The sequence below is a fragment of the Bacillus sp. SJS genome, assembly GCF_000732485.2.
GTDB lineage: Bacteria > Bacillota > Bacilli > Bacillales > Bacillaceae > Metabacillus_B > Metabacillus_B sediminis.
Genome location: NZ_JAQV02000015.1, coordinates 165,017 through 180,056, shown reverse-complemented (window position 1 = coordinate 180,056; position 15,040 = coordinate 165,017). Strand labels below are relative to the sequence as shown.

General features: G+C 42.5%; 16 protein-coding genes and 1 pseudogene. 16 read left to right on the top strand and 1 reads right to left on the bottom strand.

Annotated elements, in window-relative coordinates:
• Window positions 1–29: 29 nt before the first annotated feature.
• The 16 genes and pseudogenes from AS29_RS07970 to AS29_RS07895 all read left to right on the top strand — a co-directional run bounded on the left by AS29_RS07970 (window position 30) and on the right by AS29_RS07895 (window position 13,427).
• Complete coding sequence (locus AS29_RS07970; protein ID WP_035404773.1) at window positions 30–1,484, top strand: extracellular solute-binding protein; 1,455 nt, start codon at window positions 30–32, stop codon at window positions 1,482–1,484.
• Window positions 1,485–1,496: 12 nt separating this feature from the next.
• Entirely contained in the window at window positions 1,497–2,648 is a 1,152-nt protein-coding gene (locus tag AS29_RS07965) for an ADP-ribosylglycohydrolase family protein (RefSeq protein WP_035404771.1), read from the top strand.
• Window positions 2,649–2,666: 18 nt separating this feature from the next.
• Window positions 2,667–4,769: an ADP-ribosylglycohydrolase family protein gene (locus AS29_RS07960; protein ID WP_035404770.1), complete on the top strand. Its 2,103-nt coding sequence runs from the start codon at window positions 2,667–2,669 to the stop codon at window positions 4,767–4,769.
• 147 nt (window positions 4,770–4,916) lie between these two features.
• Window positions 4,917–5,291, top strand: coding sequence for a hypothetical protein (locus tag AS29_RS07955; protein ID WP_035404767.1), 375 nt, complete (start codon window positions 4,917–4,919; stop codon window positions 5,289–5,291).
• A 13-nt stretch (window positions 5,292–5,304) separates the two neighbouring features.
• Window positions 5,305–6,252 (top strand): hypothetical protein, encoded by a 948-nt coding sequence (locus AS29_RS07950; RefSeq protein ID WP_156505894.1) that lies wholly within the window; start codon window positions 5,305–5,307, stop codon window positions 6,250–6,252.
• Between the two features lie 37 nt (window positions 6,253–6,289).
• Window positions 6,290–6,723: pseudogene (locus tag AS29_RS07945) on the top strand (DUF5381 family protein).
• Between the two features lie 156 nt (window positions 6,724–6,879).
• Entirely contained in the window at window positions 6,880–7,431 is a 552-nt protein-coding gene (locus tag AS29_RS07940; RefSeq protein WP_035404763.1) for a DUF5381 family protein, read from the top strand.
• A 33-nt stretch (window positions 7,432–7,464) separates the two neighbouring features.
• Window positions 7,465–7,938, top strand: a complete 474-nt coding sequence (locus AS29_RS07935; RefSeq protein WP_156505893.1) for a DUF5381 family protein — start codon at window positions 7,465–7,467, stop codon at window positions 7,936–7,938.
• A 229-nt stretch (window positions 7,939–8,167) separates the two neighbouring features.
• The gene (gene flaG / locus AS29_RS07930) at window positions 8,168–8,512 is read left to right on the top strand and encodes a flagellar protein FlaG (protein WP_035404762.1); all 345 of its coding nucleotides are present in this window, start codon (window positions 8,168–8,170) and stop codon (window positions 8,510–8,512) included.
• A gap of 24 nt (window positions 8,513–8,536) precedes the next feature.
• Window positions 8,537–10,030, top strand: coding sequence for a flagellar hook-associated protein 2 (locus AS29_RS07925; protein WP_035405038.1), 1,494 nt, complete (start codon window positions 8,537–8,539; stop codon window positions 10,028–10,030).
• A gap of 16 nt (window positions 10,031–10,046) precedes the next feature.
• The gene (fliS, locus tag AS29_RS07920; protein WP_035404761.1) at window positions 10,047–10,448 is read left to right on the top strand and encodes a flagellar export chaperone FliS; all 402 of its coding nucleotides are present in this window, start codon (window positions 10,047–10,049) and stop codon (window positions 10,446–10,448) included.
• Window positions 10,448–10,798 carry a flagellar protein FliT gene (locus AS29_RS07915; RefSeq protein ID WP_035404759.1) on the top strand — a complete coding sequence of 117 codons (351 nt, stop codon included), beginning with the start codon at window positions 10,448–10,450 and terminating at the stop codon, window positions 10,796–10,798. Before fliS ends, AS29_RS07915 begins: the two co-directional genes overlap by 1 nt.
• Before the next feature lie 496 nt (window positions 10,799–11,294).
• Window positions 11,295–11,678: a hypothetical protein gene (locus AS29_RS07910; RefSeq protein ID WP_035404757.1), complete on the top strand. Its 384-nt coding sequence runs from the start codon at window positions 11,295–11,297 to the stop codon at window positions 11,676–11,678.
• Window positions 11,679–12,031: 353 nt separating this feature from the next.
• Window positions 12,032–12,601 (top strand): ribosome hibernation-promoting factor, HPF/YfiA family, encoded by a 570-nt coding sequence (gene hpf, locus AS29_RS07905; protein WP_035404754.1) that lies wholly within the window; start codon window positions 12,032–12,034, stop codon window positions 12,599–12,601.
• A 173-nt stretch (window positions 12,602–12,774) separates the two neighbouring features.
• Window positions 12,775–13,080 carry an antibiotic biosynthesis monooxygenase family protein gene (locus AS29_RS07900; protein ID WP_035404751.1) on the top strand — a complete coding sequence of 102 codons (306 nt, stop codon included), beginning with the start codon at window positions 12,775–12,777 and terminating at the stop codon, window positions 13,078–13,080.
• Window positions 13,077–13,427: a hypothetical protein gene (locus tag AS29_RS07895; RefSeq protein WP_066099005.1), complete on the top strand. Its 351-nt coding sequence runs from the start codon at window positions 13,077–13,079 to the stop codon at window positions 13,425–13,427. The genes AS29_RS07900 and AS29_RS07895 overlap by 4 nt, the downstream gene beginning before the upstream one ends.
• 17 nt (window positions 13,428–13,444) lie before the next feature.
• On the opposite strand, the gene AS29_RS07890 is transcribed toward AS29_RS07895, so the two are convergent.
• On the bottom strand, window positions 13,445–15,040 hold the full coding sequence (locus tag AS29_RS07890) for a PAS domain-containing sensor histidine kinase (protein WP_035404748.1): 1,596 nt from the start codon (window positions 15,038–15,040) through the stop codon (window positions 13,445–13,447).

Here is a 15,040-nt window from a genome sequence, read left to right as displayed (position 1 = left end):
TTCATAAACCATTTCAGGGGGGAACAGGGATGAAAAAACTAGCAGTTTTGTTTGCAGCTGCCGTCATGATGTTTACGATGGCCGCGTGCTCAAATGATCAGGCAGCGACGACGGAAAGCAAGAAGGGGACTATTAAGCTCGTTCTAAAGGATGAGGATCCATCCAATCCGGCGACACAAAAGTATTTCAGCAACCTGGAGAAAGCGCTGAAAAAGGATGAGAAGCTGGACGTAAAATTTGAGCTTGTTCAAATGCCGCAGGGGAATTATGCGGAAAAGCTGAATTTGCTTCTTTACAGCGGGGACATTCCGGACATGATCTATTTTCAGGGAGGCGATCAGCAAATTGCGGATCAGGACCTGCTGGAGGATCTGACGCCTTATATTGAAAAATCAAAGAATCTAAAATCCATCATGGAGCCATACAATGAAAAGAGGATGAAAAATTATCCTTACCTATTGTGGATCAAGCCGCTTGATTTAAAAACACCGGTCATCCGTAGCGACTGGTTCAACCAGTTGTCTTCTTCAAAGGCTCTTATGGCAGATCCTACACCGGAAAATTACAAAGCCTTTTTCAAAGAGCTTGTTGAAAAGGCACCTGGCGGAGGCAAGCCGAAAAATGCGATCACGGCAGCCGGGGATATTGCGGAACTGGATTATATTTTCAACATGGCATTCGGGCTGAACCAAACATGGCTGAAAAAGAACGATGGAACATTTGAGTATGCAAAGGTCTCGGAGAAGGAAAAGGCGAAGCTTGAATTTTACAGTGAGCTTTACAAGGAAGGCCTTCTCGATCAGCAGTTTGCAACAAAGCAGTGGGATACAAAGGAAAAAGCCTTTTACGATGGAGATTCCGGGGTAATTGTCGGAACGAACGGGAAGGTAATTGACATTTATAACGGGAAAATGACGCAGGTGAATGGCAAAGAGGCAGAGCTGACCGTGCTTCCTCCGGCAAAAGGAGAGTTCCAGGGCTACGGTGCAACGGATATTTCAAAGGAATCCCGCGGGATCGCGATTTCCTCCCAATCTAAAAATAAAGAGCTGGCCTTTAAGGTTCTCGATTACCTTGCCAGTCCTAAAGGACAAATGCTGGATCGCATCGGATTTGAAAATGAGCATTATAAAATTACAGATAACCAAATTGAACTGACCGACAAATATTACAGCGAATGGTATGCCCGATTCTGGGAGCCCGCGGATTTTAAACCGGAAAAAACGCTGAAAACGCCGCTTCTATCCAAGCCTGCTGAAGAATCGGCTAAGCTGGTGCAGCAGTATTACAGCGAGGATAACAAAGTGATTCTGGATGAAGCGTCTTCGGCAAAATGGGATGCAGCGGAAAACCTGTATAAGGAATTTTCAGCCGATGTCATCACAGGGAAACGCCCAATCAGCGATTTTGATCAGTTTGCGGAAGAGTGGAAAAAAGCGGGCGGAGATGAGATCACGAAGTTCGTGAACGGAAAACTGAAGTAAGGAGCCAACATCATGATTCCATTTCAGGCACGCGTGAAAGGCGTTATTTATGCAGCAGCACTTGGGGATGCCCTCGGTGCCGCTGTTGAAAAATTGTCCTATGAGGAAATTAAGGCCGCTTACGGACGGGTGGAGTCCCTCAATATTCCCTGGTACAAAGCCAATGAAGATGCCGCGGTGACACTGGGGAAGAGAAGAGGATTCAGCATTGTCACGGATGATACTTTAATGATGGGCGCCTTGATGCGCGTTTATATGAAAGAAGAGAGACATTTGGATGCGTACGATCTCGCGAATGAATTTGTAAAAGAGATCGCCTACCGCAAAACGTATATTCCTGAATTTGGACGAGAGGCACTCATGATTGAGCGCCTCTTTTATCCGGAAAAATACATCTTCACCCGACATGCACTTGCCAATTGTGAGCCGAGGGAAGGCGGCATCGGCAATATGGTCAATTGCGGGGCGGCTATGTATATCGCGCCGGTCGGGATCGTTAATGCCGGAAATCCTAAAGGTGCCTATGACGAAGCGATTCTTTTTGCTATGGGTCATCAGAACAGCTATGGACTGGAGGCGGCAGGGGTGCTCGCGGCCTGTGTAGCAAAGGCGTTCGAAGATAGGGCAACGGTGGAAGATATTGTGGATACAGCAGTTCGTCTCGCTAAGGATGGCACGAAGCAAGCGATTATCGCTGTAACCCGGGAGGCAAGGAGCTTGCGGGATAAAAAGGCACCTATGGATGAAGTGGTCAACTCGCTGCAGCATGTGATGAAGGACTATTCTCCGATGGGTGATGACGTTCACCGAAGTGAAGGGAAAGCGGGTCTGCCATCCAATCACTATACACCAAGCCGCCTTTTTTCCATTGAAGAGCTTCCGATGGCATTGGCTTTTATCGTTCTGAATGACGGAGCCTTATATCCTTCCATGTATGACGGCATCAACTCAGGCCGGGATACGGATTCCATCGGTGTCATGATCGGCGCTATACTTGGAGCTCTGCATGGGGATGAAGTGATCAAAGAGGAGGATCAAGTCCTTCTGGAGAAAGCAAACCGAATGGATTTTGCCGGCCTTTCCAGCCGGTTTGCCGAAACAGCAAAAAAAATAATATCCAAAGATCTCGAGCTGCATACCTATAGAAAGAAGTACCTGACCTAGTAAAAGGGAGGGGTCTGATTGCAGACAGAACAATACCTCGAAAAAGTGTATGCAGGATTTCTTGGAATGAACATCGGGATTCGCCTCGGCGCTCCTGTTGAACCCCGGGAATGGACGTATGAGAAAATACGGGACGTTTACGGTGAAATTAAGGGATATATAAAGGATTACCAGATGTTTTCAGCGGATGACGATGCCAATGGACCGGTGTTTTTTATAAGAGCATTACTGGATGATGCCGTCGATCGGGAGCTTGAGCCGCAGGATGTGGGAAGAGCGTGGCTTAATTACTGCCGGGAAGGCATCGGTATGCTTTGGTGGGGCGGGGAGCAGGTCAGTACCGAGCATCGTGCCTACTCGAATTTAAAAAAAGGAATTCCTGCTCCCCAATCCGGTTCGGCTGAACTCAATGGGCTGGTCCTTGCCGAACAGATTGGCGGGCAAATATTTATCGATACATGGGGTCTAATTTTTCCAGGCAATCCGGAAAAGGCTGCAGAGTACGCAGAGAAAGCGGCGAGCGTCTCGCATGACGGCAACGGATTGTACGGCGCCCGGTTTATTGCAGCGTGCATCGCGTGTGCTTTTACAGCTGACTCTATGGAGGAAATTATAGACTGCGGACTGTCACAGATTCCGGAAGAATGCGAATATTCAAGGCTCTCAAAAGCGGTTATTTCCTTTTACAAAAGAAACCCGGAGGACTTCCGCCTTTGTTATCACTATGTGGAGGAGGAGTGGGGCTATCATAAGTACCCCGGTGAATGTCATATCATCCCGAATGCGGGCGTATGCATTCTCTCCCTTCTATACGGAAACGGCAATCTCGCCAGGACGGTTGAAATCGCCACAATGTGCGGCTGGGATACGGATTGCAACGCCGGGAACGTGGGAACCATCTGCGGAGTATTTAGCGGTTTACAGGAAATTCCTCCCCATTACAGAAAACCGATCAACGACACGATCATCACCTCCAGCGTTTCAGGCTACTTGAATAGTTTAGACATCCCCACATTTGTAAAAGAACTTGCCCTGCTTAAATATCAAGTGGGCCGCGAAGAACCGCCTCGTCATTTGAAAGAGGCTGTAAAGAACGGAGAAGTTTACTTTGATTTTCTTCTCCCGGGTTCCACTCATGGGTTTCGAACAAACAATCCGTTCAAAGCCATCCTAAGGCACTCACGAGAGAAAGGATTTCAGAACAAAGGAAGTCTGGAAATTCTTTTCGATCGTATGATTTCCGGCGACAGCAGCCGTGTATTCTGGAAGCCATTTTACCGAAGAGAAGAATTTAACGATGAAAAATACAAGCCGGTCTTCTCACCGAAAGCATACAGCGGTCAAACCGTTTCAGCCCAAATTTTCCTCGATCAATGGCGCGGCGAAAAAATCATTCTCACCCCTTACGTACGCGATACCTATACGAAAAAAGAACAGGACCTGGCCCCCATTCAAATGAAAAACCAATCCTGGCATGAAGTGACATTCATCATTCCCGATACAAAAGGCTCCCTCATCGACGAAATCGGCTACAAAATCAGCAGCGACTCCCCAGCCTATAACCGGGCCTTCGGCAAGCTGTTTATCGATGAATTTCACATTTATGGAGCCGCCGATTACACCATCGAATTCTCCAAGCAGTGCAAGGAATTTGGATCCGTTACCCCGTTTGCTCATCATAGGGGGGAGTGGAGTTTGGAGGGAGATGCCCTTATTTGTAAATCTGCGGACAGCTGCTCCTCCTATACAGGGAACTATTATTCTACGGATTACTCTTATTCTGTTGACGTTACCCCTATGGAGGGAACGAGCCATCTGCTCCTCTTTCGCGCTCAGGGCATTATGCGCCATTACCTTGCGGGTTTTGATGGAGAAGGCAGAGTTTCATTTATCCGCAATGACTTTGGGTACAAAAAAATGAAAACGGTTTCGTTTGAGTGGGAGCATGGGGTGACGTATACGTTTCGTATTGAATGCAGCGGATCTTCATTTCATTTTTTCATTAACAATCAATCGGTGCTGATAGCGGAGGATGGCCTTTTTACTCATGGCATGTATGGCTTTGGCTGCTTAAGCGGCGGGGCTGGCAAATACCAAAATATTGTATTTCAAGCACTATAGCTTTAGAAAGCATTCGCTACTAAAAAAGCGGGTGCTTTTTAGGTTTCTTTACTAGTAATAAAAGGGAATAGGTCCTATGGATTATTCCTAATGGTTTGCTTTACTGGTAATTTAATGAAGAATATTTGTAGAAAAGTTGGGTGAAGGATGAGAAGAATTTTTGCTTATATTACCGGAGTTTTATTTGCCCTTTATATGGGGCTTGCTATCTCGAACAGTAATCTCCCCTTTCCGAGTTCAATGTTTACAATCCTGCTTGTGAGTAATATGCTCGCAGCATTGGCCGCCATCTTTTTGCCTAAGCTGACACTCTATTTTTACGAGGGAATGGTTTATCACAAAGAAAGGAGTCTTAACCTGAATATAGCGAGAATTGGTGCTCTTATTTTTTTCTCTCTCAACTATTATGTCCAAAATATTTTGTACCGTCTTCCATGGTATTTTAGCAGACCGCTAAGTATCCTCTTTTTTTGCTTGTTATTTATTCAGGTTGTATTAATTGATCTGCTTTTTACATTTTAAGAGGTGAAAAATGATGAATCAGGAAACATATTCGCTGGATGACATACTTATTGTATCGAGAGCATTAGGGCTTAAAGCCATGTATAAAAGCTACGCATTTTTAAGCGTATCCTGGAAGAGGCGGAAGGAAATAAAGAAAGCAGCCAAAACGGCAGATCTGCAAGGGGAATATGCAGAACTGAGCCGATATTTAACATCCCTTCAAGCATCGGATTTGTGGATGGAGCTGAACAAACCTGGGGTGGAGGCTACGGTTTCTGATAATCGGATCATGGAAACTCTGATTGAAGATAAAACATATGTATATACGGATATAGCTGAAAGTGAGACACCTGAATCCATTATTGCCGGATTTTTTGGATTGGATCAGCATAACAGTTCAACTAGCTCCCATGAGATCATCCCGATGACCGATGACTACTACAACTCCCTCCATTATGCAGGGGATGAAGAGTACAAGGAAATCATGGAGGATCCTGAGACGACGCCTGAACTTCGGATATTTCTGAGAGATTTTCAAGCAAACAATAGGGAAATCAATTCAATGACCCTGTACACAGATCAGGATTTTTTCAGCTTTGGAACAGCATTTGTCCCTGCTGAAACTGGAGTTTGGCGCATTGAAATTACGAAAAGCGAACAAATCCGGCTTGTTCAAACCTCTGTCCCGGACTATCTATCTTACATAATGAACGCTTATATGAATGGACCATTGGAAAATGATATGGAAATAGAAGAGGAAAAAGAAGAGGTAAGAGAGCCAAAATTGGAGATAAAAGCATCCCTTTTTTTCAAAAGAGGCAGTCTCATCCTGCTTTTGGTTATTGGCATCCTTTTCATAAACTCCCAGAGCTGGGTGGAGGAAACCTGGTTTCCCCTTCTTGTATTTTGGCTCTTTTTCCAAGTGCTGATTGGGATTTTGACTTTGATTGTTTGGAAGTTTCCTAAGGAGAGGCATTAGTGGCCCGGCTTTATTTAAATAGAATGACAGGAGTTATATGATGAGTAACCAAGATGTAATTAAAATTAGGGTCAATAAGACACGTTTACTATTCGGTTTTATGGCAACGGTCGTTTCATATGCTGTTTTCTGCAATATATTTTTGACTGCGATTAGATTTACCTCTATTTACGATGTCGTAGGAGTATTTGGGGGAGGAATGGGAGCTGTATTTTCACTATATATGTTTATAAATGTTGCACCGGGCCTTTTTAGTAAAGGCAGAGTCATCTTTACGATTATTCCCGGACCAGATGGAAAAATTGAATCTAAAAAGAAAGCGGTGGATATAAAGAACATTAGAGACTATAAAATAGCAAAAACCGGATTTACCCCCCGTGCCATGTTTTTGAGGATTTAATTATCTACACCCTCGACAATAAAAAGGTGAAAATGCCAACCTATAACCTGTTACACTATCAGGATTTATGATCTGAAGAAGTATCTTCTTCCATATATAAGTTCGGGTTCGGAAGCACTAGCACAAAAGAATATTAAATGAATGCAGCAAGTTGAAGTGAGATAAGGAGTAAAAAAGACTGTGCAGGAGACGATGGTTAAATTACATTTTCTGAGGGGAGAACCCATTTGATTGACAATCAAAGTCCAGCAACTATAGAGGTTAAAGCTTTTTCAAGGTTTGTAGTTTGGTTCTTCATTTCATCAGCAGGAGTGTTTATATTTTGTTTATGGGTTTTTCTGGATGCTCTTCAGTTTGAATCTAAATATAGTCTATCTGGAATTGTGGGTGGATTTGCTGGAATGATTTGGGGGCTTTATATATTTTTACATAGCTCACCGGGTGTTTTTAAAAATAGAAGGGTCATATTTGAAATTGTTCCAGAACCAGAGGGAAGAGTTCAATCAAGAAAAAAATCAGTTGCTATAAAAGATATAAGAGATTTAGAGATTAGACGGAGAGGGATTTCTGTGAGATCCATTTTTTATGAAGATCTGGTAATCTACACACACCAGGGGAAGGTTGTTCAAATGAAGACATATAATTTGGTGAATGATCTTACATTCAATCAGCAGATTCAACAGTACGTACTTCCGTTCATGACACCTGATGCCCAGGAGGCGTATAAGAGAAAATTCAAGCAATTTCCAAGTAATACGGGTTATTTAGAAAGGAGATGAATTTGAAGCATGGATCAGCAGGATAAGATCGAAGTGAAGGGAAATCCAAGGTTAATTAGAATTGGATTGATAGTTTCAATTTTTGTCATTCTATTTTGTGCATGGCTTGCATTTGATGCAGTTACATCAGGCTTGACCACCAGCCTTTTGGGGTTTTTAGGCGGATTAGCCGGTCTGTTTTTTGGTTTTTATTTTCTTATCCGATCTTCACCAGTGTTTTTTAATAAAAACAAGGTTCTCCTCAAAATTATTACGGGACCTGAGGGCAGGGTTGAATCTGACAAAAAGTCAATCCCCCTTAAAGAAATTAAGGATGTAAGTATCCAATACAAAGGATTAACTTTAAGATCATGGCTGTATTACGATATTGTCATAACGGATAAGCAAAATAATAAAATCAGAATACCTACATATAACGTGCTGGATGAACAGGAGTTTAAGCCCTACAAGGAATCTTATATCCTGCCCTATATACATTCCGCTTCAGCAGTTAATAATGAATCTTAAATGCAAGAGGGAGGATTTGGCTTGGGGAAAAGAGCTGATGAACAAATCATTCCTATTCAGGACAGCTGCAAATCCAATTTAAAATGCTTCCCTGGCAAGCAAACTGAATTTTAATATGCCCTATATGCAAAACCTCCCGGGCTAATAGGAGGTTTTTTCTATTTCCCCTCAACAACTCCCCAAACTCTCCGATATAACTTTTAGATGATTAAATTGAGGAGTGTCCACTATGGCAGTAAATTCGATTTCAACTCAAGCAATGCCTCGTATGCAAGACACTGAAGCGGTAAGAACAAATCCTGTACAAGATATAGAGTCAGCTTATCAAGTGAAGGAAACTCCCCCGGTTTCGAAAGAAAAGCTTGAGAAAATTGTTGAAAGTTTAAATGAATTTATGGCGCCGGCCAATACTCATACGGAATTTGTGCTTCACGAAAAGCTCAACGAGTATTATGTGACCGTTGTGGATGATGTGACAAGAGAAGTTGTTCGGGAGATCCCCAATAAAAAAGTGCTCGATATGTATGCAGCGATGACAGAATTTGTTGGATTGTTTATAGATGAAAAAAGCTAAAAAGGACGGTGAGCAATAGTGGCAATGAGAATCGGCGGATTGGCAAGCGGAATGGATATCGATACGATGGTCAGTGATTTAATGAAAGCAGAACGGATGGGTGTCGATAAGCTAAAGCAAAAGAAAACGACGTTTGAGTGGCAGCGCGACAACTATCGGGACATGAACAAGCTCCTTAAAGAACTGGACGATATGCTGAGTCCAATCAATAAAAATTCACTAACGCTTCAATCCACATTTAATAAGAAAGCAGTCAGCAGTTCAAATGAGGGTGCGGTTAGTGCAAAAGCGATCAGTGCGGGAGCTAATTTTTCTACTTCTATTGAAGTCACCAACCTGGCAACCTCCGCTTCATGGAAGGGAACGAAAGCTCCAGTTGTTGAAACAGGTGCAAAGGAGCTTCTATTCAAGGTAACCGATCCTGGTACTTCTACTCCAAGAGATGTAAAAATCTCCATTGCAGAAGGAGATACACTTGATCAAGTACTGAATAAAATCAACTCGTCCTCTCTAGGTGTATCTGCTATAAAGGCTAAAGTGACGGGAGATGCCTTTGAAAGTATCATCATGACAAGCAGCAAAACAGGGGCGAGCGGGGCGATCTCTTCCACAGATGCCAATACACAGTCCTTTATGAACAGCCTTGGATTTTCTTTTTCAGGAAACGACCTTGCGAAGGATCCGACAAAACTGGGAAGCAACGCGACGATCAAATTAAATGGATATGCAATGGATCAAGCCTCGAATACGTTTACGATGAACGGCGTGGAATATAATTTAAAGCAAAAGACAACAGAGCCCGTGAACATCTCAAGTACAACAGACGTAGATGGAATTGTTGATTCAGTCGTTAAATTCGTAGATAAATACAACGAAATTATCGGGAAAATCAACGGTGAGATTTCTGAAGACCGCTATCGCTCCTATCAGCCGCTGACAGATACTGAGCGGGAATCCCTTTCAGACAAGCAGGTTGAGCAGTGGGAAGAAAAGGCTAAGAGCGGGCTTCTGAAAAACGACTCCATTCTTGCATCTGGTTTAAATAAAATGAGAACGGATTTCTATTCACCGGTTAATGGTGCAGGAAATGTCAGCGGATATACCCAGCTTTCGGATATCGGAATAAAAACGACGTCCAATTACATGGAAAAAGGCAAACTCATTATCGATGAAACAAAGCTGCGCGAAAAAATCCAGGCCAATCCGAGTGCTGTATTTGAGCTGTTTAACGCGAAGGGTACAACTCCTGAGACATCAGGTCTCGCCGGGAGATTGCGTGCTACCATAAAAGATACGATAACGAAGGTTGAAGCAAAGGCTGGAAACAGCTTGATGACGACTCAAAAGTTTTCCATCGGGAAAAACCTAGACAGTCTTGATACACAAATTGACCGGTTTGAAGACCGTTTAGTCCAAATCGAGGATCGCTATTGGCGCCAGTTTTCGGCAATGGAATCAGCCATCCAAAGAGCCAACGCACAATCAGCACAGCTAGCCAACTTCGGCGGCGGAAATTAATGAGGAGTGAAACAACTTGGCAGTAAATAACCCATACCAGGCTTATCAGCAAAATTCTGTGACGACCGCATCCCCTGGCGAACTGACCCTCATGCTGTATAATGGCTGTTTGAAATTTATTAAACAAGCGCGTACGGCTATGGAACAAAAGCAGATCGAAGCAAAAAATACGAGTCTTCTAAAAGCGCAAAAAATCATCCAAGAGCTTATGGTGACATTAAACATGGACCTTGAAGTTTCTAAAAATATGATGTCCCTTTATGAATATATGAACCGCCGTCTTATGGAAGCAAACCTTGGAAATGATACAAGCATTCTGGATGAAGTAGAAGGGTATGTAACCGATTTCCGCGATACATGGAAGCAAGTCATCCAGATGAACCGCCAAGCGCAATTTAAGCAGGGCGGCTCTGTTTAATGAGCTCTGTATTTGAGGTTCACACCCTTACAGCGCAGCTCCTGAATTTGCTTGACCAGCCTGCAAAACAGGATGAACGGGATACCTTGATTGGGCAAATCGACAACAAGCTTAATGAGCGGGAAGCTGCCATGAAAAACATTGCAGCACCATTTACAGACCGTGAAAAAGAACAGCTTCATGAGATTAATGAGTGGAACAAAGAGATCGTTCAGAAAATGAGCATGGTAAAAACCATCATCCAGGCAGACATGCAGCGCTTGAAAAAAACCAAGGATGGGGCGAACAAATACGTAAATCCCTATCAGTCTGTTCAAGCGGATGGGATGTTTTATGATAAACGGAAATAAGGTGAGACTCTCTTCCCGATAGTGGGCAGGGAGTTTTCTTGTTTTCCAAAAAAATATAAATTGGTAAAACTGAAGATTTGAGTCTTTCTGGACTGCTAATTTTCTTTATTTTTCCTTATAATGTATTTGGGTTTTTCATTCAATTAAAACGGGTTAACTTGTCGATCCAGATTCACTTTAAAGGAGATCTTATGAATTTTCTAAATCAAAATAAATATAAAAAACCTGTATCGCCCAAGAAAAAAAGAAAAAAGAATCCAAAGATGGCTGTCTCGACGGCTGTGCAGATAGATGCTGCAGCTTTGATGGCTGCATGCCGCTTATTATGATTCCTGTGCAAATTGCCTTTCTGGGTCACTGGATAATTGACAAATTTATTTAAATTCCTATTTTTGGTTAAAAATGTTAATTTAATGTGCGCTCTACTATCAACAATTCCGCCTAGCGACCGATATAAAATATAGTATAAATGACCTATATATCGAGGGTGGATGACTTGAACGCATATGAGCGCTTTGAATTGTATCATTTCTATTATCACTTGCTGAACACAGTTCAAGAAGGGCTGGATTATGTGCTGGAGAGCTTTCATAAACTTGAATTGACAGAGGCAGAAAAGGTTTTTTCTGATATTATGAGGGCTTTTTATCACATTGACAGTTCAAACGTGCTGATTATGGATTCAGTGGCGGAGGAGGATCCGTTGCTGCTTCTTGAAATCAGAAGGTTTGATGAGGTCATTCATGAACTGGATCATTTGGAATTTATGTTTTTTCAGCCGCTGACGTATGAAACGTATTTAAAAGATCGCCTGGCTCCTGTATTTGTATTATGGAAAGATGGGATTCAAAAAAGACTTCAGCCGTATATTTTGCAGTAGCCGCTTGGAATCCAGGCGGTTTTTTTGTTTGATGAGACTTGAAAATTGTCGAAAAGTCGATATATAAAAATAATAGCCGATATAATTTTAAAATAGCCGATATATTTTTATTTCGGTCGATATATTCTGATAATAGCCGATATATCCAGATAACAGCCGATATCGGCCTGCATTGGAGGGTGGAGCGCGCTGCCGCACCCTCTCTTTCTCTTCAAAAAGGTCAAATTCCCTAACCATTCTGCATGATTTTACAAATTTCACGATTCCTTCACACTAATTTTACGTTTGAGCAGGAATCCAAGAGGGGAAAGTAGAAATAAGTTTACATATCCTTTACAAAGGAGGAGTTTTTAATGAGATACAGTGTCAGAGGGGAAAATATTGAGGTAACTCCAGCTTTAAGAGATTACGTGGAGAAGAAGATTGGGAAGCTTGAAAGGTACTTTCAGGAGTCCGTGGATGCAGATGTTCACGTGAATCTCAGCTACTACAGTGATATGGAATCCAAGGTAGAGGTTACAATCCCAATGACGAATCTCGTCCTTCGCGGCGAAGAGCATAATGAGGATATGTATGCGGCTATCGATCTTGTGACGAACAAGCTTGAGCGCCAAATTCGAAAACACAAAACAAAGGTTAATCGCAAGTTCCGTGACCAGGATTCAGCTAAACTGATGTTTGCGAATGGAAATCCGGTTGAAACGCCAACTGCCGTTCAGACTCAGGAAGAAGATGAAGACACCATGGAAGTCGTGAGAACGAAGCGTTTCACGTTGAAACCAATGGATAGTGAAGAAGCGATTCTTCAGATGAATATGCTGGGGCATAATTTCTTCGTCTTTACGAATGCAGAATCAAACCGCACAAATGTTGTTTACAAAAGAAAAGATGGAAAATACGGCGTCATTGAGCCGAACGAATAAGCTTTAACTAGAAAGAGGCGCCGACTAGTCTGCGCCTCTTTTTCATGTAGAAAATTGGTTGCTCATACCTTATACTGAAAGTTAGATTGGAAAAATCTTTCCTGTCAAGTTTGTATTCTCGAGCCTGATTTTATGTTAGGTTGAAGAGGATACAAAAAGAGGAGATGAAATCGTTGTATATCGTTCATTCTACATTTAACGTACCTGAGAATAAAGCAGATGAGGTCATTTCCATTTATAAAACAAGATCGAAAATGGTTGATCAGTATGAAGGTTTCCTTTCCTTTCAGCTCCTTCAAAATGAAAAGAAAAAGGGAGAGCTTACGGTTCAAATTGAATGGGAAACGAAAGATCATTATATGAAATGGGTCCAAAGCGACGCCTTTAAAAAGGTGCATGAGCATGAGAAAAACTACCCTGATCAAGAGCTTGCAGCCATTGTGCCGACTGTGAAAAAGTATGAGGTGGTTGCGACGTGAATCCGCAAATTAAAGATGAAATTATAGAGCAAGTGGTGGAAGGCATATATGAGCATTACCCTGAGCTGCTCGAAAAATATGGAGAGACGGGGAAGCGGAAATGCCGGGAAGATAATGAGCATCATTTAAAGCATTTGGCTACAGCTTATGAAGCGCAGATGCCTAAAATTTTTACGGATTATGCTGTTTGGCTTAACAATGTATTGACCTCAAGAGGAATGAAAAAGGAGCATCTGATGGACAACTTCGAGCGGATTGAAAAAGCGCTGGAAACGGTTGAAGCTCCTGAAAAAAATGATTATGTCCAATATCTTCGCGCGGCCAATCAACTACTTTCTGAGCGATGAACGGGTTCTCCCCCTGATTATTTAAGGGGGAGTTTCAGCCAAAATAGGCTCCCTTCTCCAAGCGTGCTTTTTACTCCTAAAGATCCTCCCATTTCGTCTGCAAGCTGCTTTGTCAGCGATAATCCCACACCGGAACCTTCCACATCCCAATAATGGCTGTCAGATCTGAAAAATGGATCGAAAATCCGAAGTTCATCTTCCTTTGATATTCCAAATCCGGTATCTTTTATTTGGATGAGAGCGAAGTCTATTTCTTGAGATACGATTACCTCGATACGGCCATGGTCGCGATTGTATTTGACGGCATTTGAGAGCAGGTTGAGCATGATTTGCTTTAACCTGACTTTGTTGGCTGTAAGAAATATTTCACCCTGGCCATGAAGGTTTGTTTCAATTGTAATCCCCTTTGTTTCTGCAAAAGGAAGGATCCATTTGATGCTGTCTTTCACAATTTTTTTTACAGGAGTGATTTCATTTTTTATGAATGGCTTTCCTTTTTCCAGCCTGACCAAATCAAGGATATCGTTAATGACGTGGAGCAAATGGTCCGCTGCGTTGGATATTTTACTGATTTTCTCTTTCTGGCGGTTCGTTAATGGTTCGTCCTTTTTATCAAGTAGAATATCGGAGAATCCCATTATTGTATGAAGCGGTGTTCTCAATTCATGGCTCATCATTGATAGAAAATGGGATTTCGCTTTGCTTGCTTTCTCAGCGGCATCTTTTGCTTCCGTAAGGGCAATATTGTTTTTCTTCAGTTCGGCAATCATGCAAATCCGCTCAAGCAGATTGGATAGCTGGGTACAAGCAGTCTGAATGAGCTCAATTTCCGAAGCTTTGAATTGGGATCGGGTTTTCGAGCCGAATGACAAGGTGCCAAGCAATTTGCCATGAGATACGAGCGGATGGGACACATAGGCTTTTATCCCAAATTCTTTGATGATCTGGACTCTGTTTTCAAGTGAACTTTGAACGTTTTCAATAATCATTGCATCCTTGCTCTCAGCTACCGCTCCGCAAACAGCCTGTCCGAAGTCAATTACCGCAATAGCTTTTGCCTCTTTAGCTGTAATTCCTGAATAATTCGCAAGGACCAAATTTCCTGAAGAAGGCTTCGCCATATAGTTAATATAAACATCCAGGTCGAGATAGTCGGAAAGTTTATTGAACAGGGTGTCAAGGAGCTCAGTTGGTTTCTGGCTCTCAATCATGCCGCTCGCTGTCTCGCTTAGCAGTGTTAGTTTTTCATTTTTAGCATGAATGGCCTTCTCAACTTTGTATGCTGCTGTCATGTCTTTGAATACAAGGCTGATTCCGCTTTCTGCAGGATAGACACAGATTTCGACCCTTTTCAATACATCATCGATTTGATAGGTAAGCTTCAGGCGGCTGCTTTCTTTGTGCTGGATCGCTTCTGTAAAAAGAGCTTTAAACGTCCTGGCATCGTCATGTTTCAAATAATCCATCACGTTTCGGCCGATGCAATTGTGCGGAGTATCTCTAAATAATTTGGCTCCTTGTGCATTGATAAATTGAATACACCATGAATGATCCAGGCTTATGTATGCATCTTCATTCTCATTTTTTTCAAAGGTTTCAATATGGAAGGACAT